22 protein-coding genes are annotated in these 20550 nt (G+C 45.6%); 13 read left to right on the top strand and 9 right to left on the bottom strand.

Annotation, left to right across the window (positions count from 1 at the left end; translation table 11 throughout):
- The first annotated feature begins 17 nt into the window (after positions 1–17).
- Together RBH91_RS18370 and fumC are read left to right on the top strand one after the other, a co-directional pair.
- On the top strand, positions 18–185 hold the full coding sequence (locus RBH91_RS18370; protein WP_148956563.1) for a YvzF family protein: 168 nt from the start codon (positions 18–20) through the stop codon (positions 183–185).
- Between the two features lie 81 nt (positions 186–266).
- Positions 267–1655, top strand: coding sequence for a class II fumarate hydratase (gene fumC, locus RBH91_RS18365; RefSeq protein WP_307892457.1), 1389 nt, complete (start codon positions 267–269; stop codon positions 1653–1655).
- 274 nt (positions 1656–1929) lie between these two features.
- Here the strand turns inward: fumC and RBH91_RS18360 are convergent, their stop codons facing one another.
- Complete coding sequence (locus tag RBH91_RS18360) at positions 1930–2811, bottom strand: TetR/AcrR family transcriptional regulator (RefSeq protein WP_307892456.1); 882 nt, start codon at positions 2809–2811, stop codon at positions 1930–1932.
- A gap of 183 nt (positions 2812–2994) precedes the next feature.
- On the opposite strand from RBH91_RS18360, the gene spxO reads away from it, so the two are divergent.
- A complete protein-coding gene (gene spxO / locus RBH91_RS18355; protein WP_094777308.1) occupies positions 2995–3159 on the top strand; it encodes an anti-adapter protein SpxO in 165 nt (54 codons plus the stop codon).
- A 24-nt stretch (positions 3160–3183) separates the two neighbouring features.
- Here the strand turns inward: spxO and RBH91_RS18350 are convergent, their stop codons facing one another.
- Both RBH91_RS18350 and RBH91_RS18345 read right to left on the bottom strand, forming a co-directional pair.
- The gene (locus tag RBH91_RS18350; RefSeq protein ID WP_307892455.1) at positions 3184–4530 is read right to left on the bottom strand and encodes a two-component system sensor histidine kinase CssS; all 1347 of its coding nucleotides are present in this window, start codon (positions 4528–4530) and stop codon (positions 3184–3186) included.
- Positions 4527–5201, bottom strand: coding sequence for a response regulator transcription factor (locus RBH91_RS18345; RefSeq protein WP_307892454.1), 675 nt, complete (start codon positions 5199–5201; stop codon positions 4527–4529). The genes RBH91_RS18350 and RBH91_RS18345 overlap by 4 nt, the downstream gene beginning before the upstream one ends.
- A gap of 241 nt (positions 5202–5442) precedes the next feature.
- On the opposite strand from RBH91_RS18345, the gene RBH91_RS18340 reads away from it, so the two are divergent.
- Positions 5443–6813, top strand: coding sequence for a S1C family serine protease (locus RBH91_RS18340; protein WP_307892453.1), 1371 nt, complete (start codon positions 5443–5445; stop codon positions 6811–6813).
- A 36-nt stretch (positions 6814–6849) separates the two neighbouring features.
- Here RBH91_RS18340 and RBH91_RS18335 read toward each other — a convergent pair whose 3' ends face one another.
- Both RBH91_RS18335 and RBH91_RS18330 read right to left on the bottom strand, forming a co-directional pair.
- A complete protein-coding gene (locus tag RBH91_RS18335; protein ID WP_076760749.1) occupies positions 6850–7314 on the bottom strand; it encodes a Dps family protein in 465 nt (154 codons plus the stop codon).
- A 95-nt stretch (positions 7315–7409) separates the two neighbouring features.
- Complete coding sequence (locus tag RBH91_RS18330) at positions 7410–8252, bottom strand: oxidoreductase (RefSeq protein ID WP_307892452.1); 843 nt, start codon at positions 8250–8252, stop codon at positions 7410–7412.
- A gap of 159 nt (positions 8253–8411) precedes the next feature.
- Between RBH91_RS18330 and RBH91_RS18325 the strand changes: the two genes are divergently transcribed.
- From RBH91_RS18325 to RBH91_RS18315, 3 genes are all read left to right on the top strand, one after another.
- The gene (locus RBH91_RS18325) at positions 8412–9569 is read left to right on the top strand and encodes a D-alanyl-D-alanine carboxypeptidase family protein (RefSeq protein ID WP_307892451.1); all 1158 of its coding nucleotides are present in this window, start codon (positions 8412–8414) and stop codon (positions 9567–9569) included.
- Between the two features lie 107 nt (positions 9570–9676).
- Positions 9677–11461 carry a M3 family oligoendopeptidase gene (locus RBH91_RS18320; RefSeq protein WP_307892450.1) on the top strand — a complete coding sequence of 595 codons (1785 nt, stop codon included), beginning with the start codon at positions 9677–9679 and terminating at the stop codon, positions 11459–11461.
- 82 nt (positions 11462–11543) lie between these two features.
- Complete coding sequence (locus RBH91_RS18315) at positions 11544–11993, top strand: YusW family protein (protein ID WP_307892449.1); 450 nt, start codon at positions 11544–11546, stop codon at positions 11991–11993.
- A gap of 62 nt (positions 11994–12055) precedes the next feature.
- Here RBH91_RS18315 and RBH91_RS18310 read toward each other — a convergent pair whose 3' ends face one another.
- Positions 12056–13033: an ABC transporter substrate-binding protein gene (locus RBH91_RS18310; RefSeq protein WP_307892448.1), complete on the bottom strand. Its 978-nt coding sequence runs from the start codon at positions 13031–13033 to the stop codon at positions 12056–12058.
- Between the two features lie 153 nt (positions 13034–13186).
- Here RBH91_RS18310 and RBH91_RS18305 point away from each other — a divergent pair, with 153 nt between their 5' ends.
- From RBH91_RS18305 to RBH91_RS18285, 5 genes are read left to right on the top strand one after another with little or no spacing between them, the layout of a single operon-like run.
- Positions 13187–14188, top strand: a complete 1002-nt coding sequence (locus RBH91_RS18305) for a FecCD family ABC transporter permease (RefSeq protein ID WP_076760743.1) — start codon at positions 13187–13189, stop codon at positions 14186–14188.
- Positions 14189–14208: 20 nt separating this feature from the next.
- Complete coding sequence (locus RBH91_RS18300) at positions 14209–15240, top strand: FecCD family ABC transporter permease (RefSeq protein WP_239693714.1); 1032 nt, start codon at positions 14209–14211, stop codon at positions 15238–15240.
- 17 nt (positions 15241–15257) lie between these two features.
- Complete coding sequence (locus tag RBH91_RS18295) at positions 15258–16076, top strand: ABC transporter ATP-binding protein (RefSeq protein ID WP_076760741.1); 819 nt, start codon at positions 15258–15260, stop codon at positions 16074–16076.
- The gene (locus RBH91_RS18290) at positions 16069–16818 is read left to right on the top strand and encodes an IucA/IucC family C-terminal-domain containing protein (protein WP_307892447.1); all 750 of its coding nucleotides are present in this window, start codon (positions 16069–16071) and stop codon (positions 16816–16818) included. Before RBH91_RS18295 ends, RBH91_RS18290 begins: the two co-directional genes overlap by 8 nt.
- Positions 16819–17061: a YusU family protein gene (locus tag RBH91_RS18285; RefSeq protein ID WP_307892446.1), complete on the top strand. Its 243-nt coding sequence runs from the start codon at positions 16819–16821 to the stop codon at positions 17059–17061.
- 35 nt (positions 17062–17096) lie between these two features.
- Here the strand turns inward: RBH91_RS18285 and RBH91_RS18280 are convergent, their stop codons facing one another.
- From RBH91_RS18280 to RBH91_RS18270, 3 genes are all read right to left on the bottom strand, one after another.
- Positions 17097–17438 (bottom strand): spore coat protein, encoded by a 342-nt coding sequence (locus RBH91_RS18280; protein WP_307892445.1) that lies wholly within the window; start codon positions 17436–17438, stop codon positions 17097–17099.
- Between the two features lie 12 nt (positions 17439–17450).
- The gene (locus RBH91_RS18275) at positions 17451–17702 is read right to left on the bottom strand and encodes a hypothetical protein (RefSeq protein WP_076760737.1); all 252 of its coding nucleotides are present in this window, start codon (positions 17700–17702) and stop codon (positions 17451–17453) included.
- 73 nt (positions 17703–17775) lie between these two features.
- Positions 17776–17937, bottom strand: coding sequence for a YuzL family protein (locus tag RBH91_RS18270; protein ID WP_076760736.1), 162 nt, complete (start codon positions 17935–17937; stop codon positions 17776–17778).
- A gap of 222 nt (positions 17938–18159) precedes the next feature.
- Here RBH91_RS18270 and RBH91_RS18265 point away from each other — a divergent pair, with 222 nt between their 5' ends.
- Positions 18160–20550, top strand: coding sequence for a 3-hydroxyacyl-CoA dehydrogenase/enoyl-CoA hydratase family protein (locus RBH91_RS18265; protein WP_307892444.1), 2391 nt, complete (start codon positions 18160–18162; stop codon positions 20548–20550).

Below are 20550 nucleotides of genomic sequence, written 5' to 3'. Positions count from 1 at the left end.
AGACGGAGTGAGAAGAGTTGGCGCAAATCAGGCTTACGGGGAAACTGGAAGAGATCGAAAGCATTATTCAATCTTTTTCTAAACATTATGAGGTTTCATATGTATCGAAGGAATACGGAAAGACAAACCCGAAATATAAATATGCAAAAGAATCGCGAGTTTATATTGAGCTAAAATTAAAATAAAGATAAAATTTAAATAAGAGGGTTTTATCAATTTTTATCGAAATATAGTCTACTGTAGACTAGAGAAGGAAGGGATACATAGTGAATTATAGAATTGAAAAAGATACGATGGGTGAAATCAAGGTTCCTGCCGATAAGTTTTGGGGAGCCCAAACCCAGCGAAGCAAGGAGAACTTTAAAATCGGTTCTGAGAAAATGCCGCAGGAAATTGTGTATGCGTTTGCAATTTTAAAAAGAAGCGCTGCCATTGCGAATGAACGGCTTGGAAACCTTGAAGCAGAAAAATCAGATGCGATCGTTTCCGTTTGTGATGAAATTTTAGAAGGAAAGTATGACAGCCATTTTCCGCTGGTCGTCTGGCAGACTGGAAGCGGGACGCAAAGCAACATGAATATGAATGAAGTCGTGGCAAACAGAGGCACAGCCTATCTGCAGGAAAAAGGCTCAAGCTTTAAGATTCATCCGAATGATGATGTCAACCGCAGCCAAAGCTCAAATGACACATTCCCGACAGCCATGCATGTCGCGGCCGTACTCGCGATTCACGAAAAGCTGGTTCCGGCGGTTGACCGCTTGCGAAGCACGCTGAATGAAAAAGCCGAAGCCTTTAAAGATGTCGTGAAAATCGGCCGTACCCACCTGCAGGATGCGACACCGCTCACATTGGGGCAGGAAATCAGCGGCTGGGTTTACATGCTTGACCGCTCTAAAGAAATGATCCTTGAATCTGCGGAAAAAATCCGCGACCTTGCCATTGGAGGAACCGCGGTTGGTACAGGGATCAACGCTCATCCGGAATTCGGAAGCATTGTTGCCGAAGAGATCAGCAGTCTGACAGGGCAGTCTTTCAAAAGCTCGCCTAATAAATTTCATGCGCTGACAAGCCATGATGAACTGACACACGTACATGGCTCACTTAAAGCGCTTGCAGCAGACCTTATGAAAATCGCCAATGATGTCAGATGGCTGGCAAGCGGACCGCGCTGCGGGATCGGCGAGCTGATCATTCCTGAAAATGAACCGGGAAGCTCCATTATGCCGGGCAAAGTAAACCCTACGCAAAGCGAAGCGCTGACAATGGTTGTATCCCAAATCATGGGGAATGACGCAACGATCGGTTTTGCGGCGAGCCAGGGGAATTTTGAATTAAACGTCTTTAAGCCGGTCATCATTTATAATTTCCTGCAATCGGTTCAGCTCCTTGCCGACGGCATGAATTCATTCCACGACAAATGCGCCGTGGGCATTGAACCGAATCAGGAGACAATTGAAAAGAACCTGACAAACTCTCTTATGCTTGTCACAGCTTTAAATCCGCATATCGGTTATGAAAATGCTGCGAAAATCGCGAAGCTGGCTCATAAAGAGGGATTGACGCTGAAAGAAGCGGCTCTTAAGCTGAATCTTTTAACCGAAAAGCAGTTTGATGAGATTGTGAAGCCTGAAGAAATGGTGAAACCGAAAGCATAACAAATAAAACGGCCGTAAACAGCAGCCGTTTCAGCGTGTCGACAAACCCTCGCATTCGTTGTCAGGCCTGCGCGTCGGTGCTCACGAATTCCAACATTCGCTCCGCTCCGATGCTCGGCCTTCCTAGACTGCAAGGGTTTTCAATCACGCTGAAAGGATGACAAAATCCTAAAACTTTAAACCGTTTTAGGATTTTGTCAACAATCTGAAACGGCCGTAAACAGCGGCCGTTTTTATATGTATCGATCGCGCCATCAGAGCCGTTGATCATCCTTCAAACTGAATGTCTCCGGTCTTTTTTGATCAGTTCTGCAAGTTTATCCGTTTCTTTTTGCAGGCCGTCAAATTCCTTCAAATTCGCAAGCATCCCTTTGATGATGGCGTTTTTGGGCTTTCGTTTTCTCAGTTCTTTTTCCAGAATATCAAGGCTTTCAGTCAGGTCGGAAGGCGGGGCGCTGTGATACCGCTTGTCTGCTTTGATCCGCATTTCTTTGAGCAGGGCTTCCTTCAGCGGATCGAACGTGTCAAAAGGGCCGAACCACTTGTCCGCTTTGTCGATCGAAATCAGCGGATTTTCGTTTCGCTTCAGCATTCCCTTTGCCAAATCATCTAGGCGGTTCAGCAAATGGTCGGCGAGAAGGTGAAGGTCAAAAGAATGATGAAGCAAAATCATTAATTCAAGATAAACATCGCTCATCCCGTTGATCATAAAACAAAGCTCGGCGCTGTATGGTTCAATGTCTTTGCCGTATATATTCTGGATGTTTTCAATATGGAGCCGGAGAGTCGTCGTCCGCATTTTTTTGGCGAACGATTCAATCTCTTCATTGATCGGCATCGACCGCTCATTAAATTGCATTGTAATAAACTCTTTGTGTTCGAGAATGTTTTCGAAAAAAACGGTCAGCTGTTTCCGGTAAACATCCCGCGGATTGTCATACTCCGCTTGAATTTTTTGGAGCCGGGTAAAGATTCTATCATAGTAATAGTGGAGCACTGAAAGGAGAAGCGCTTCTTTTGATTTGAAGTAGATGTAGAAAGCGCCTTTTGAGATTTGGCATTCTTTCGCAATTTCCTGCACTGATGTTGAGCTGTACCCTTTTTTGGCAAATAGTTTAATGGCTGTTTCGATAATGACTTTCTCTTTTTCTCTCACGGTCTTCACCTTCCTGAAAGGTTGACATCATAATTTGTTGGCGAATATGCTGACTGGCGGGTCACTTCTTTTGTCCCGTCATAATTTTAACTAGATTGTAACTTGTTTTTTTGTTCGATATTATTTATATTATAAAGTAAGGTGACCGAGTGGTCAAAATTTGCAGAGAAAGGGTGAAGTTTGATGAAAGAAATCGATGAGTTGATCAGCCGCCTGCGCAGCCGGGGAATTAAAGTGGACAAAGTCAAATACCCTAAACATGTGCTGTCAGAAAAGAAATGGATCAAGCAGCCAAAGAAAACAGTGAAACCGAGCTATCGGGATTTTAACGGGTATTCGTTTATATGAAAAAAAGACTGCAGCGTCTACAGTCTAATTTCTTGGAACGGATATTGAGTAGCAAACACCGGTTTTATCGTTTCGAATGGTCATATCAGCTTGATGGAGCGTCAGAATTCGTTTCACGATGCTGAGTCCAATGCCGAATTCGCCTTTCTTCCCTTTATTAAAAGGCTCATACAGGCTGGAAAGCATCTCTTCTTCAATGTGAGGCCCGTCATTTTTGATGGTGATCTTCGTATATTTTTTCGCAGACTTCACACTGATTTCAATGAATGTTTCCGCATAGCGGATTTGATTTTCAAGAACATTTTCCATAAGCTTGCTCCATTGTTCTTGATCACCTGTCAGCATGGTTTCCTCTTCAAGATCAATCTTCCAGTTCAATTCTTTTTTAGACCATTTCAAGCGTTCGACAACTTCTTTTATGACCTCTTGTATATTAAAAGTTCCGTAATGTCTTTCCTGTTTCAGCAAATAATCAAGTTTTGTGAGATAAAGCAGGTCCTTGATTTTCTTTTCCAGCTTTTCAGCTTCACCTTCAATGACTTCAATCGTATTTTGCAAATCTCCTTTAGGATAAATACCGTCTTTGATCGACTGGGTATATCCGCGGATGACCATGACGGGCGTTTTCAGGTCGTGGGAGATGTTTTGCAGGAGCGTGCGCTCTGTCTCATCTTTTTGAATCAGCTTCTGCCGCATATCCTCAATGGTATGGCCTAGTTTTCCTATTTCATCTTCCCTGTCGACAATGACCGGATCATCCCAATCCTGTTTGGAAATCCGTTTGACATGCTTTTCAAGCGTCACGAGCGGCCTTGATAAATATCTGGCCAGCCAAATGGAAGGAATCCAGCTCAGCAAAATAACGACTGTCAGAATGAACAGCAGCTGTTTAAACAGTGTATAGGTTAAGCCATCCCTGTATGAATCAAGCGCATAAGACAATAAAAGAAACGTCTGATCCTGGGTTTGGATTTTTTTAAGGACAAAGAAAATGTGTTCCCCGTCGACATTCTCTGAATATCTTTTAGAAGACGACTCCTGTCTCTTTCCCAGTTTTTGCACCTTGGCAATAAATGAATCGGGAAGAATCTGCGGGCTTTGGTAGACTGTCCCTTTCTCAGGCAGCAAGACGTGCTGTACATGGCGGTTTGTACTGCGTGAGCCATTATCTTCGCCAAAGTCTCTTTCGGGTGAACCCGAAAATCCGTATTCCGTCATCACATGCTGTTCATTTTCAATGTTTGTGTAGATCTCATCTGTAAAAAAGTTTCTTAAGGTGTTGGAAAATAAAAACACCAACAAAATCGAGACGGTTAATAAAATCCCGCAAATCACCGTCCAAATTTGAAAGGCGAGCGATTTATTTTTCATGATTTCAACATCCTGTACCCAAACCCATAGATGGTTTCCACTTTAAGTTCAGGCATTTTTTTGCGCAGTCTTCTGACAAGGTCGTCCACTACCCTGTCGGTGCCGAAGTAATCATCCCCCCACACTCGGGTGAGAATATCCTCTCTTGAGAAGGCGCGGCCCTGATTGTTCATAAAAAGGAGCAGAAGGTCGAATTCCTTTGACGTCAGATTAATCATCGTGTCCTTTTCATAGACTTCCCTTAAATCTTCAAAGACTTCATAGCCGGAAACGGCCGTTCCTTTTTTCTTTGCTGCGGGATCTTCTTTATAAATCAGCTTAAGAAGCTTTTGAACGCGGATGATCAACTCCCGCGGAAGAAACGGCTTGGATATGTAGTCGCTGCTGCCGAGCTCCAGCCCGAGCACCCTGTCGATATCCGCATCTCGCGCTGAAATGAAAATGACGGGAACCTCGGGATCCTCATTTTTTATTTCTTTTATTAGCTTATAGCCGTCGATATCTGGTAACATGATATCGAGAATCCATAAATGAGGAGACTGGCCGATTTTTTTCCTGGCACTTTCACCGTTTAGAAAAGAAGTGACGTGCCAGCCTTCACTCTCTAAATATTTTGTCAGCAATTCATTTAAATTCTCTTCATCTTCAACTAGATAAATGGTGTATGACAAGGCGGTTCACATCCTTTCAACGTCATTATACTAGTTTTAACATAAGTCTGGTCAATTTTCATAATTTCACATATTCTTTTCATTTTTATCCCACAATGTTTCGATAAGATACTCATCAGGGAAGAAAGGAAATGCAGGTATGTGAAAAATATACGGTCGGGTATCTCTTTTTTTGTGAGTGTTAAAGCTTTCTGCCATTTGCGATAGTTGAAGACAAGAAAAATAAAGGAAGTGTACGCTTATGGATTTTAGACGCGATGACGAACAAAAAAATGAAAACGAACAGCCGCAGCAAGAAGAGGCAAAGATACCGCAAACGGCGGCTTCTGAGGAGCAAAACTCGGAACAGCCGGAAAAGGAACCCGAGCTGATTTTAAAAAAGGATGCAGATGATCAGTCAGATCTTACTCATAAAGAAACAGCTGCAGCTTTGGAAAGCGGCAGAGAAACAAGAACCGCAAAAGAAAAACGGCGCAAGGCCGCATGGCTGGGTCCGATTTTGGGCGGCATCATCGGCGGCGGACTTGTATTGGGGATTTCCCCGTACCTGCCTGCCGACCATCATAATGAAACAGCAGGCGAAAAACAAACAGAACCGAAACAGTCGCAGAACTTTACAGCGAAACCTGTAACAGATGCCGATAATGTAGCTGATATGGTTGAAGATTTGGAGCCTGCGATTGTCGGAGTCTCAAATATACAAACCAGCTTCGGCTTCTCTGAAGATGATGTCGAAGAAAGCGGCACTGGATCAGGCGTCATCTTTAAAAAAGACGGCGACAAAGCCTATGTCATCACAAACAACCATGTTGTTGAAGGCGCCTCAAAAGTAACCATTTCTTTATACAGCGGGAAAACGACCGATGCCAAGATCGTCGGCAGCGATGCATTAACTGATCTGGCTGTTTTAGAGATCAGCAGCAAAGGTGTTGAAAAGGTTGCGAGTTTTGGAGATTCTTCAAAACTGCGGGCTGGAGAGAAAGTAATCGCTATCGGAAACCCTCTGGGTCTCCAATTTTCAAGAACGGTTACAGAAGGAATCATCAGCGGTGTCAACCGGACGATTGAAGTCTCTACATCCGAGGGGCAATGGGATATGAATGTCCTTCAGACAGATGCGGCAATCAACCCGGGCAACAGCGGCGGGCCTCTGATCAATGGCAGCGGGCAGGTCATCGGCATTAACAGTATGAAGATCAGCCAAAGCGGTGTTGAATCACTCGGCTTTGCCATCCCGAGCAATGATGTCCAGCCGATCGTTGATGAACTTTTGGAAAAAGGAAAAGTGGAACGGCCGTTCTTAGGCGTTCAAATGATCGATATGCAGCAGGTTCCTGAGCAATATCAGACAAATACGCTGGGGCTCTTTGGGGATCAGCTCAACACCGGCGTGTATGTCGATAAAGTATCGTCAAAATCTCCGGCAGAGCAAGCAGGCATGAAAGCAGGCGATGTCATCACAAAAATGAACGGCAAAAAAGTTGAAACCACTTCCGATCTCAGAAAAATTCTTTATACCGAAGTGAAAGCGGGAGACACTGTAACATTTGAAGTGCTGAGAAACGGCAAGGAAAAAACATTGAAAGCAAAGCTTGCGAAAAGCAAATCATAAATAAAAGCCATGGCGGATTGCCATGGCTTTTTAATATTACTCGTCCAAAAATGAAGAAAGCATCCACACTTGCTTATCAATTTCCTCTGTTAAGGCGATATAAAGGTCAGCGGTGGCATGATCTGATTTTTCTTCGGCAAGTTCGATTGTATGCTGAATCTCATTGCGGATTTGACGGTAGTCGCTGATCAATGCGGATACCATGTCAGAAGCTGTTTTTTCAGCGCCGGAATCTGAAATGGTGCCGTGATCAAGATAGTCTTTCATGGTTGCGAGCGGGTGTCCGCCGATCGCCAGCAATCGTTCCGCAATGACATCAGCCGTTTCCGCAGCGTGGTTGTAAAGCTCTTCAAATTTTTCGTGCAGGGTGAAGAAATGCGGCCCTTTCACATACCAATGGAAGCGGTGAAGCTTCGTATAGAGGATAAACCAGTTTGATAAATTCGTATTCATTGCGTTTTCAAGTACAGGATTTTGCTGTTTTAATTGTTGTGAGATCATGTAATATGTCCTCCTTGTGTTTTTTCATTTGTTAATTATATTATAACAAATATAAAATTAAAATAAATACTAAATTATAATTATTTTAAATAACCTTATTTAAACAGATTTTTTGTGACCGCCCATTCCCAAAACCGCCATGGCAGGATGGCGTGGCAGAAGATCAGCAGGCGGACGCCTTTGCCGATCGGATAGCGTAGCCTTTTAAGCCGCTTTTTTGCTGCAAGGTGAAAGATCAGCTCTGCCACGTCTTCAGGGTCTCCATCGTTTTTGCGGTTTGCCGCAATGTAGGCGGAAATCTGTTCAAAATATGTGCTGTACCGAGAGCCGGCTTCAGGCGCGGCGACCTGATTTGCAAACGACGTTTCCCAAATCGCCGTCTTGTAAGAGCCCGGCTGGACAACGGCGACATCGATTCCGAACGGGCGAAGCTCCAGGCGGAGACTTTCTGAAAAACCTTCGACCGCATGTTTGGAAGAGGCATAAGGTGAAAATGCCGGAAAAGCGATCTGTCCGCTGATGCTGCTGATATTGATGATTTTGGCGCCTCCGTTTTTCTTCATATATGGAAGAACGGCTTTAGTGACGGCGATTAAACCGAACAGGTTGGTTTCATACTGTTTTCTGTAATTATCAAGAGAAAGCTCCTCTGCGAAACCTCCGTAAGCCGTTCCTGCATTATTGACGAGAAGATCGACGGTTCCGTATTGCTTCAGCTTTTCAGAGAATGATGAAATGGATGGCTCTTTTGTGACGTCCAGTTCCGTGACGGCAATCGAAGATTCCGCCGAAAGCTCCGCTATTCGTTTTCGCAACATCTCCGCTTTTTCAGGATGCCTCGCTGCCGCAATCACAAAATGGGTGCTGGTGAGTCTTAAAGCGGTCAATAAACCAAATCCGCTAGTGGCTCCAGTGACGATTGCGATTTTCCTTTTCAAATGGGTGTCCTCCGTTCAATCATTTGGCTTGTCGACAAATAATCCTTGTCAGGTGATACGTGTAATTGATAGAATTTAGAAAGTGCTAAAAGACCTATTTTTGAAAATTTTGCAGATTTATTTAACAATCGGCAGCTTTACCGAAGGCAGGGTGACACGATGAATGCTAAGCTATCCCTCCTGTTCAGTATTGTACTATGTTTGACGATGTTTTTTCATAGTTCGGCAAAAGCAGGAGAAAAAAATAAAATAGAAATGAAAAGCGTTTCCGCGATATTGATCGATGCGAAGTCAGGACAGGTCATTTATGAAAAAAACAGCCGCAAAAAAATGTATCCTGCCAGCATTACGAAAATTGCTACGGCGATTTACGCGATTGAAAAGGGACATTTAAAAGATGATGTGAAGGTCAGCAAAAGAGCCGCTGATACGGAAGGGACAAGCGTTTATTTGGAAGAAGGGGAAATCGTTCCATTAAAACGCCTTCTTCAAGGCCTTTTAATGAATTCCGGAAACGACGCAGGAACGGCGATTGCTGAACATTTGAGCGGCAGTGTAAAACAATTTGCGGACGACTTGAACGCGTTTGTCGCCGAGCGTGCAGGAGCTAGAGACACTCATTTTACGAATCCCCACGGGTTATTTGACAAGGAGCATTACACAACGTCCGCCGACATGGCGAAAATCACGCAATATGCCATGGGCAACAAGACTTTTCGCAAGCTTTTCTCACAGAAGCAAACGGCCTGGCACGGCCAGACATGGGACACGATCTTGAAAAACCACCACCGGATGCTGACGGGGGAGATTCCTTATCAAGGAATAACCGGCGGCAAAAACGGTTTCGTGAACGAGTCAAAGCACACCCTTGTAACGACAGCGACGCGGGACCGACTCAATTTGATCGCCGTTGTTATGAAGGCAGATAATCAAAATATGATGTACAGGGATACAGAAGCGCTTTTGGATGAAGGATTCAACGGTTTTGAGACCGCTGCTTACGAAAAGGGCAGTCAGTTTACAGCAAAAGACGGAACAAGTCTTAAACTGAAAAATCCTTTATTTGTCACAAAAAAGAAAGGCGAAGTGCTGAATGAATGGGTGGATAGCGACGGAATGCTGCAAATTAAAGGGGAAGACGGCAGACTGCTTCAGTCTCTGCAGATCGCTGAACAGCCTGGAAATGACGGATTTACGGCCGGAGAGGCGGCAGTTCAAGGAGATCACCAGAATAAAAGCGGGCTTTTCTTATTCGTCTTTGGCCTGCTTGGATTGGCGACTGCAAGCTATGCTGTAAAGCGGCTGCGTCAGCTGTAGGAAATACAAAAAGTGTGCCGGTTCATCATCCGGCCGCTTATTTTTTTACCCTGAAAAGGTAAAATTATCTTATAATGGAAACGTGACAAAAAAAGGGGGGAGATCAGGTGGCATATCATCATCTCAAGGATACGTGGGATCTGGACGTTTTTTTTAAAGGCGGGAGCGACTCAGCGGCTTTTCGGAATCATTTAAAAGAGATCAAAACGATGCTTGTTTCTTTTAAAGAAAAGGCTGATGATCTTCGTGTATCAAAAACGGACCTGAGCGGACTGAAAGAGGCGCTTGCGCTTTTTGAAAAAATCGATGTTAAAATCCGGGAGTCGAACGCGTATGTCGGCTGTCTGCAAGCACAGGACACGACAGATTTAAAGGCGAACGCCCTCAATTTTGAAGTAACCCAGCTCATGTCAGATTTTCAAAAGGTCTTGGTCGTTTTAGACGGCAAGCTTGCTAAAGTGTCGAATGAGGACTGGGAAACGATTCTGAAAGACGAAGAGATGTCAGAAATCGCCTATGTTTTAAATGAAAGAAGAACACGGGTGACAGAAAAGCTTGGAGCCGAGCAGGAAACACTGATCCAAGGGCTGTCTGTCGATGGATATCATGCATGGGGGGATCTGTACAACAGCATCATCAATCAGATCCAGATTCCTTATGAAGAAGATGGGGAAACGAAAATCCTCTCAGTCGGACAGGCGCAGAATCTGACTTCAAAGCCTGATCGGAACATCCGCCGTTCCGTTTTTAAAAATCTAGACCATGCATGGGTGCAGCACGCAGATTTGCTAAGCAGCACGCTGAATCATCTGGCGGGCTTCAGATTAAACGTGTACAAGGCCAGGGGCTGGGACAATGTGCTGAAAGAGCCGCTTGATATCAATCGGATGAAGCAGGAAACCCTTGATGTGATGTGGGAAGTCATTAACGACCATAAACAGCCGTTTGCAGACTATCTCTCGCGAAAAGCATCACTGCTTGGCTTGGAACGTTTGAGCTGGTATGATGTCGACGTTCCGGTCGGCTCGGCTGCAAAGGAATATTCATATGATGAAGCAGCCGGTTTTATCACAGACCAATTTGATACATTCGGGAAAAAGCTTTCTGCCTTTACGGAGAAGGCGTTCAGAGACAGATGGATTGAGGCGGAAAACAGGAGCGGCAAACGGCCCGGCGGCTTTTGCGCCAATTTTCCGGACAGCGGTCAATCGAGAATATTTATGACATTCGCTGGGAGTCCGTCGAACGTATCAACCCTTGCCCATGAGCTTGGCCACGCCTTTCATCAAGAGGCGATCCTTGACGAAAGACCGTTGAACAGAGCGTATGCAATGAATGTGGCGGAAACGGCCTCGACATTTGCGGAAATGATCGCAGCAGACGCCGCTTTAAAGCAGGCTGATTCAGATGATGAAAAGCTCGTTCTCCTGGAAGATAAAGTGCAGCGAAGCGTCGCCTTCTTTATGAATATCCATGCAAGGTTTTTATTTGAGACCCGCTTCTATGCTGAACGCAAAAACGGCGTCGTCTCTGTCAGCAGACTGAATGAGCTGATGGAAGAAGCCCAAAAAGAAGCGTTTTGCGGAGCGCTGGGCGAGTATCATCCCTATTTCTGGGCATCCAAACTTCACTTTTACATTACGTCTGTGCCGTTTTACAATTTCCCTTACACGTTTGGCTACCTGTTTTCGCTCGGCATTTATGCGAAAGCCTTGAAAGAAGGGCGTGCATTTGAAGAAAAGTATATCGCGCTTTTAAAAGATACAGCTTCCATGACCGTTGAAGAGCTGGCGATGAAGCATCTTGGCGCAGATTTGACAAAGCGGGATTTCTGGGAAGAAGCAATTCAGCTGGCCGTCCGGGATGCGGAAGCATTTTTAGCGCTGACATAAAAAGAGCCTTGCCGCTTATTTGAATGAGTTTCAGCAAAGGTGGACATAGCTAAGAATAATGTGCATATAGGAGATGAACTGTATGAACTTATTTCGGATCGCCTGTTTTGCTGTGCTCATCATCTTGATGAACGGCTGTCAGACGGCAGCGGAAGAGCATGCAGAAGGCAAGGAAGCGGCCGCTGAAGGTGCACCTGTTTCAGATGTGAAAGACGTACCTTATGATGTGTTTGCTTTAAAAGTGAACTATGGGAACGGAAAGCATAATATGTTTGAAGCGAAGTATTCCAGGCAGGAGCGGGAAGAAGCTGAAATCAAAGACAAGCTGAACGGCGCTGACCGCGAAGGGGAAGAAGCGTTAAACGAAATGAAAATGGTACTGACCGAGCTTTCCATCGCTACATCCGATTCAGAGTCAGCGGTCATCCGCAATGTGCTGGAGGCTTTTAATCTGGACGAAAGGTATGACCAATTTCAGCTCCAGGTGAAATGGCCGGACGGGACATCAAAAGTATATACGGGAAAATCATAAAGGAGCATTTCCACCTGGGAAATGCTCCTTTTGCAGCCTGGATAGAAAATCCTGACGACAAGTTACGATTTTAAAAAGTATTTTTCAATGTCATCGAGGAACAGGTAAGCCGCTTTTACGCCGCCGGCCGTCGTCCAGATGGCATCATCGACTTCATGCGCGTTTCCGGATTTTACAGCGTTCAGCTTTTTCCAAAGCGGATCGCTGGTCCAATCGTTTTGCCATGTTTCAGCGTCTTTTTTGCTTTCGGAAGGTTTATATGTGAAATAAAACAGGACATCGCCATCCATCTCAGGAATCGATTCTTTGTTTTCCGTCATAAAAGCAAATTTATCGTCTTGTTTCTCAAACAGCTTGTCCTGCTTTTCGGGAAATTTAAAGCCAAGCTGCTGCAAAATAATCCCTGAGAATGAATCTTTATAATAAATCCTTGATTGGCCGGCCATAAATCTGACAACCGACACCCGTTTCTCTTTCTGGTCGCCGAGCTTATCGCTTAGATCGCCGACTTTTTTATCGAAATCTTCTAAAATTTCTTTCCCTTTTTCTTCTTTGTTTACCGCCTTTGCATAGAGAGAAAAGTTGTCTTTCCATTCGCCGCGGAGCGTTTCAGAGAAGACAGTCGGAGCGATTTTTTCCAGCTTGTCATAAATCTTTTCATGCCTCATTTTATTGCCGATGATCAAATCAGGCTTCAGTTCGGCAATCGCCTCAATGTTCGGTTCGCCTTCAAGGCCGACTTCTTTAACGTCTTTCATCTCATCTTTAATATGATGATACCAAGGATCGCCTGTCCAAGATTTGACTGCGCCCACCGGTTTAATGCCGAGTTCCAACAGAGCTTCTGTTCCTTCATTTGTCAGGACGACTACCCTTTTTGGATCAGCCGGTGCCTGATCCTCTGTACCCATTGCATGCTTAACGGTTATTGTATCTTTATTTCCTTCACTGTCTGAAGTGTTTTCTTTGCCGCCGCTGCAGGCCGCAAGAATTGAAATCGCTAACAAAGCGATGAATCCAGCCATTGACCATTTCTTCATGTTTGTCCTCCTTAGCAGTAGTAAGTCATTCATCATGATCTTAATTTTCGATTGGAATTTTGTCAATTGTTAATTGAAAATGATTTTCAAGATCAGTGTTATCTGATACAATAACCATTAGATGTTTTAGTCAAACTAGGAGAATTTTAATTTATGCTCTTAAGAACGAATAAATATAGAACAATCGCACTACTGGCTTTTATTTTGATTCTTATTGCCGCCGTTTGCGCCAGCGTCGTATACGGTTACACGAATACGTCTTGGACGATGGCCTATCAGGCGTTTACCGATTTCAGCGGCTCTAACGAACACCTTGTGCTGAAAAATGTGCGATTGCCGCGGGCATTGATTGCTGCCACTGTCGGCGCTTCGCTCGGGGTTGCAGGAGCTTTGATGCAGGCGATGACGAAAAACCCCTTGGCGTCCCCCGGTATATTCGGCGTAAATGCGGGAGCCGGATTCTTTGTTGTCGGTGCACTGTTTTTCTTTAATGTCGGCACGCTTCAGGCGATCGCATGGATCTCATTTTTTGGCGCTGCATTTGCTGCGTTGGTCGTCTATTTTGTCGGTTCCCTTGGCAGAGAAGGGCTGACTCCGGTAAAGCTGACCCTTGCGGGGGCGGCGATGTCCGCTCTGTTTTCATCGCTGACACAGGGGATGCTTTCCGTTAATGAGGCAGCGCTTGAACAGGCGTTATTTTGGCTCGCAGGCTCTGTACAAGGGCGCGACCTCAGCCTTTTAATCTCGGTCCTCCCATATATCGTACCGGCATTTATGATCAGCTTTCTATTGAGTCCCAAAATCAATGTATTGACGATGGGAGAAGATGTGGCCAAAAGCCTTGGCCAGAAAACATGGCTGATCAAAGCGCTGATGGCGCTGTCGATTATCTTGCTTGCCGGAGGCTCTGTCGCTGTTGCCGGACCGATTGGTTTTATCGGCATTGTCATCCCGCATTTTGCAAAATTTATCGTCGGCAATGACCATCGCTGGATTCTTCCGTTTTGTGCCGTATTGGGCGCGATTTTGCTCGTCACCGCTGATATCGGAGCAAGGTACCTGATCATGCCTGAAGAAGTGCCGGTCGGCGTCATGACAGCCATTATCGGAACACCCATTTTTGTGTATATTGCGAGAAGGGGGTTCCAGAATTGAAGAACTATCGCATACTTAGGATTGGAAAAGGCAGCATTTCATTTTTAATTGGGAGAAAAGCGCTGTTTTCGCTCATCATCTTATTGCTGTTGACAGCGTGTGCCATTGTGCTCAGCGCGGGGATCGGCGAGCGTTTTATTTCTCCGGGGGCCGTCGCGAAAACGTTTTTTGGCTTCGGAGATCCGGGGGATGAACTGATCATCATGTCCTTCAGAATGCCGCGGATTTTGGTTGCTTTGTTTGCAGGAATTTGTCTGGCGGCAGCAGGTTCGATCCTTCAAGGTCTGATTCGCAACCCGCTTGCTTCTCCCGACATCATCGGTGTGACAGGCGGAGCATCCGTTGCCGTTGTTTTGTTTTTAATGCTGTTTTCAAATAAAAGCAATGCGCTTACGGTCAGCATCAGCTGGCTCCCTGTCGCCGCATTTATCGGCGCGGCCCTTGCCGGAATGCTCGTTTATTTTCTGTCTTATAAAAACGGCGCTTCGACCTTTCGGCTCGTGTTGATCGGGATCGGATTTTCGATGCTTGCCCAGTCATTGACCACCTTGTTTATGATAAAAGGCCCGATTTACAGAATGTCTCAGGCGAACGTCTGGATTACCGGATCAGTATATGGGTCCAACTGGCAGGATGTGAACATTTTAATACCGGCTGCACTAGTCCTTTTGCTGATTTGCGCAGTCGCTGCCAGAAACATCAACATTCAGACGCTCGGGGAAGAACTCGCGACAGGAGTGGGGAGTTCAGTTCAGCGTAACCGCTTTTTGCTCCTCCTTTTGAGCACGGCTTTTGCCGGAATCGCTGTTGCTTTTTCGGGAACTGTCGGATTTGTCGGTCTGATGGCCCCGCATATCGCAAGAAGGCTTGTCGGCTCGTCATTCGGAGCCCTATTGCCAGTTGCAGCGCTGATCGGAGGCCTATTGGTGCTGATTGCCGATATCATCGGGAGAACGCTCTTTTCTCCTGTTGAAGTGCCCGCAGGCGTGTTTACGGCTGCGATCGGCGCTCCCTACTTTATCTACTTGCTCTATAAAAGCAGAAACCAATAAAAGGAGAGATTTCATTTATGAGTGCCATTTCAACAGAAACGTTAAGCTTAGGTTATGGAGAAACAATCATTATTGACGAGTTAAACTTAACGATCCCAAAAGGTGAAATCACCGTATTTATCGGCAGCAACGGCTGCGGTAAATCGACTCTCCTTCGGTCTCTCGCGCGTTTGATGAAGCCAAAGGGAGGCTCTGTGCTGCTAGAGGGGAGCTCCATCGCCAAGCTTCCGACGAAAGAAGTCGCAAAGGAGCTCGCGATTCTGCCTCAAGGGCCGTCTGCTCCGGAAGGTTTGACCGTTCTCCAACTCGTCAAGCAGGGGAGATACCCTTACCAAAACTGGCTCAAGCAGTGGTCGGCAGAAGATGAAGAGGCTGTAAGCAAGGCATTGAAAGCGACAAGGATGGAAGAGCTCGCGGAGCGCACGGTCGATTCATTGTCTGGCGGCCAGCGCCAGCGCGCCTGGATTGCGATGACGCTTGCACAGGAAACGGATATCATTTTGCTGGATGAACCGACAACATATTTGGATATGACGCACCAAATTGAAATTTTGGACCTGTTGTTTGAATTGAACGAACACGAAAAGCGCACGATTGTGATGGTCCTTCATGATTTGAACCTCGCCTGCCGCTATGCCCATCATCTGGTGGCGATTAAAGATAAGCAGATCTATGCGGAAGGCCGGCCTGAAACGATTATTAACTGCCAGCTTGTACAGGACGTTTTTGAAATGGACTGTGAAGTGACGAAAGATCCGCTTTTTGGCACACCTCACTGCATTCCGTACGGGAGAGGAAGATGTATCGTGCAGCAGGTGGCTGAGTCACATGCTTAATTTAAAGAAAGAGGAGCTCGAGTCATTGCTTCGTTTTCGTCTCGGAACGAAGCAGACCGGCTCCTTATTATCTGTTAAAGGAAGCATGCTTTTGAATGAGGATTTTTTGAGAAGCTATGTACAAGATATTAAAGACCGGCTGAACGCCCCGAATCAAAAAGTCGCGGCTTCAATGATGATAAAGCGCTGCGGCATGCTTGCAGTAATGCATTTCTACCTGTTTACCGTTTACGGAAAACGCTTACCGAGAAGCCCGGCCTCCATGTCGTGGGAAATTGAAGGCGATGATGAAGGGTGGGCGCCTTTGTTTTATTTTGCGGAGGGAGCTGAGCCGGTAGAAGGAAACCGCAGGGAAGCGCTTGAACAATTAACGGAAGGCATCTTCAGGAATCATGTCGGCCGACTGATCGCTGCCTGCCGCAGGGCTTGTTCGGTTTCTAAGCAGATTCTCTGGGAAAACATTGCGGTTTATCTGTTTTGGATGTATGAAACACTTCAGACGGAGATGACGGATTTAAAGCTGAGAGAACAGGCTGCGCAAGATTTTCATTTTCTGCTATATGAAGCACAGCCCGGCCTTTTTGAAGAGGACGCTGACGAAAACCCGCTCGGAAGGTTTTACCCCGGTCATGATGCAGACGATCGGATACGGGCTACGTGCTGCTTGTATTATGCTACAGACCAACACGGTGTCACATGCAGCACATGCCCGAGAAAAAAGCGGAAAGAAAGGGTGTCATGAGTGCAAAAACTTCAGCAGCAGCTGGACGGCCTGGTTGAAAAATATACAGAGCTGCTTTTGGGTGAAACGAATGAAGAGCTGAAAGAACAGGTGAGAATGTGGATCATCTATAACCATATCGCCAAAAGCATGCCGCCGCTCGCCAAGCATTGGAATGGGACATATCCAGATGCCAAACAGGACATCAAAGAAGTGATTCAAAACATTAAAAAAATGAATGAAGCCAACCGCGCGCAAAAATAAGCAGAGATTCGGAGCAATCTCTGCTTATTTTCGGTTTATTGATTTTGTTGATAAGGCGACTGGCTTTGAAGTGTAGATTGAAACTGCTGGTATGTCTGCTGGATTTTCTGAGCATCCTCGGCCTCCACTTTGTACCAGCCGTTTTGAAACATGACTTGATACAGCCTGCGCTGGCTGTTTTGCGCTTCATTAAACAGAGGCTGAATCGCCTGGTAAAGCGACTCATGGCTCAATTCATTCAGTGCCGTAGAATATGAGGACGTGATATATTTTTCGGTTGTCAATATCTCATTGACAAAATCCCTGTCATTCATCGCGCTCGTATTTGGCACAGGTGTTTCCTGATTGCCGATTTTCTGCTGGTTTTGCTGATTCATTATTTGCTCCTCCTATTGCATGTATGCTGACGGGTTTTGGTTTTGATTCTGATTGAGCTGCTCCATGATCACATTGTAGTGATGATGATGCATTTGTCCGACGCGGTCAAGCTCTGTTTTAAGCGACTGATCCTGGCACTGCTCTGCCAAAAAGTGCGCTTTTTTCATCGCAAGCAAATTCCAGTGCAGCATATCTTGCAAATATAGATGATCTTTTGTTGAAATGACGGGCGGCGGGGTTGTCATTCCCTGTTGATTCTGCATGCTGGCGCCTCCTTTGGATTTTTATTTTTATCCTTCTTAAAGTAACGAAAATCTATACCCGCTTTTTAATGTTTTAGTGATGATCAGGACCGCCCATATTATGTTTTTTGTACTGCTGGTTCTGGCTAGTCCTTTTGCCGCCCGCATCTTCCTTCTTATAGTCCGGGCCTGCATTTCCTTTCATGCTTGCAGCGCTGACTGCGGCTGAAGACGGATTTTTTCTTTCGCGTACCATGCCTTCACCTCCTCTATATAGGTTTGTCCCAAAAGCTGTGAAACATGTAATATGTGAAAATGAGCAAGCAGACCTCAGGCCGATAAAAAAATTCAGAAATTTTGCATCAAGGCTATTGAACTCATTTCCAAAATCTTTTAAGATGAAAGAAGACAGAAGAGTTTTTATTTTTTTGGAGTAAAAATGAATGAGTATTCATTCAAAGGTGAGGGAGGATCATTCATGGTCAAGCATATTCGTAAAGCCGCTGTTTTAGGATCGGGAGTGATGGGATCGGGAATTGCGGCTCATTTAGCCAATATCGGCATTCCGGTTTTATTGCTCGATATGGTTCCGCGTGAATTAACGGAGGAGGAAAAGAAAAAAGGCCGCACTCTGAAAGATCGCGAAGTACGCAACCGGCTGACTCAGACAGCCGTGCAAAAACTGCTGAAGCAAAAGCCGGCCCCGCTGACGTCAAAGAAAAACATCAGCTATATCAGTACAGGGAACATGGAAGATGATTTTGAGAAAATCAGAGATGCCGATTGGATTATTGAAGTTGTTGTTGAGAATTTAGAAATCAAAAAGCAAGTGTTTTCAAAAGTCGATCAGTACAGAAGACAGGGAAGCATCGTCAGCAGCAACACGTCAGGCATTTCCGTCAGGCAAATGGCTGAAGGAAGATCTGCTGATTTTAAAAAGCATTTTTTAGGCACACACTTTTTCAATCCGGCTCGCTATTTAAAACTGCTTGAGGTTATCCCGATTGATGAAACAGATCCTGAAGTGCTCGCCTTTATGAAAAAATTCGGCGAGGACGTGCTCGGCAAAGGGGTAGTTGAAGCGAAAGACACGCCAAACTTTATCGCCAACCGCATCGGCACATACGGACTGCTTGTCACGGTTCAGGAGATGCTGAAAGGCGGATATACGATAGGCGAAGTGGATTCGATTACGGGGCCTCTCATCGGGCGGCCGAAAAGCGCCACCTTCAGAACGCTGGATGTCGTCGGTCTCGACACTTTTTCACATGTTGCCAAAAATGTTTATGACCAAGTGGATGGCGAAGAAAAAAACGTTTTCCGTCTGCCTGAATTTATCGAAAAAATGCTCGAAAAAGGCTGGATCGGCAGCAAAGCAAAACAAGGTTTTTATAAAAAAGAAGGAAAAGACATTTTTGAACTTGATCCGATGACAATGACATACGGTGAACGAAAAAAATTAAAGACATCCGGACTTGAAGGGGCCAAGCAAATCAAAGGCTATGGAGCAAGAATGAAAGCGCTTATCCATTCGGATGACCGGGCTGGGGCATTGCTCTGGAACATCACGGCGCCCACTCTTATGTATTCCGCAGATCTGACAGGAGAAATCGCCGGCAGCATTGCGGCTGTCGATCAGGCGATGAAATGGGGATTCGGCTGGTCAGACGGCCCGTTTGAAATGTGGGACAGCATCGGTGTTAAAGCTTCGGTTGAAAAGCTTGAAGCCGACGGCTGGAAGGTCGCAGATTGGGTGAAGGAAATGCTCGGGAAAGGATATGAGACGTTTTACATTAAAGAAAACGGAAAAACGTTTTACTATTGTTTCAATAGCGGCGAATACCGGGTGCTGGAAGAAAACAAGAAAAATATTCATCTAGCTTCAATTAAAGAAACAAAAGGCGTCATAAAGAAAAACAGCGGTGCAAGTTTAATCGATTTGGGAGATGATGTCGCACTGTTGGAATTTCATTCGAAAAGCAATGCGATCGGCTTTGATATCATCCAAATGCTGAACTTTGCGCTCGAAGAAGTAGATGCCAACTATAAAGGGCTCGTAATCGGCAACCAAGGCAAAAATTTCTGCGTCGGCGCCAACCTTGCGATGATGCTGATGGAAGCCCAGGATGACAACTACATGGAAATTGAGATGATCATCCGTCAATTCCAGCAGACGATGATGAAAGTAAAATACAGTTCTAAACCGGTCATCGCTGCCCCATTCGGCATGACACTCGGAGGGGGAACAGAACTGTGCCTGCCCGCTGCTCGTGTTCAAGCCTCAAGTGAAGCGTATATGGGCCTTGTCGAAACAGGCGTCGGCCTGATTCCGGGAGGCGGGGGCAATAAAGAACTTTATCTGAATCATTTAAAAGGGCTTCCAGAAGGCGTCAACGCTGATATTCAGCAGGCGGCAAACCGTGCGTTTGAAACGATTGCCCTTGCAAAAACATCGACTTCAGCGCATGAAGCAACGGAATTAAATATATTAACCGCACAAGATCAAGTCAGCATGAACCAGGATCACCTGCTGTACGATGCCAAATCACTCGTCCTGACGCTTCACGAAAACGGCTATCGCCAGCCTGTCAAACAGAAGGTTCCGGTTGTCGGTGAAACCGGCTATGCGGCGCTTCTCCTCGGTGCGGAAACATTACATTTGTCCGGCGCCATTTCTGAACATGATATGAAAATCGCGAAAAAGCTGGCGTTTGTCATTGCCGGCGGCAGGGTTCCTTACGGCGCGGAAGTAACGGAAGAATATCTGCTCAATTTGGAAAGAGAAGCTTTTCTGAGCCTTATCGGCGAACCGAAATCCCAGGCGAGAATGCAGCATATGCTTGTGAAAGGCAAACCTTTGCGTAATTAG

The sequence above is a fragment of the Bacillus swezeyi genome, assembly GCF_030908325.1.
GTDB lineage: Bacteria > Bacillota > Bacilli > Bacillales > Bacillaceae > Bacillus > Bacillus swezeyi.
Note: the sequence above shows the minus strand (reverse complement) of the source record. Positions and strands in the feature narration are given on the sequence as shown.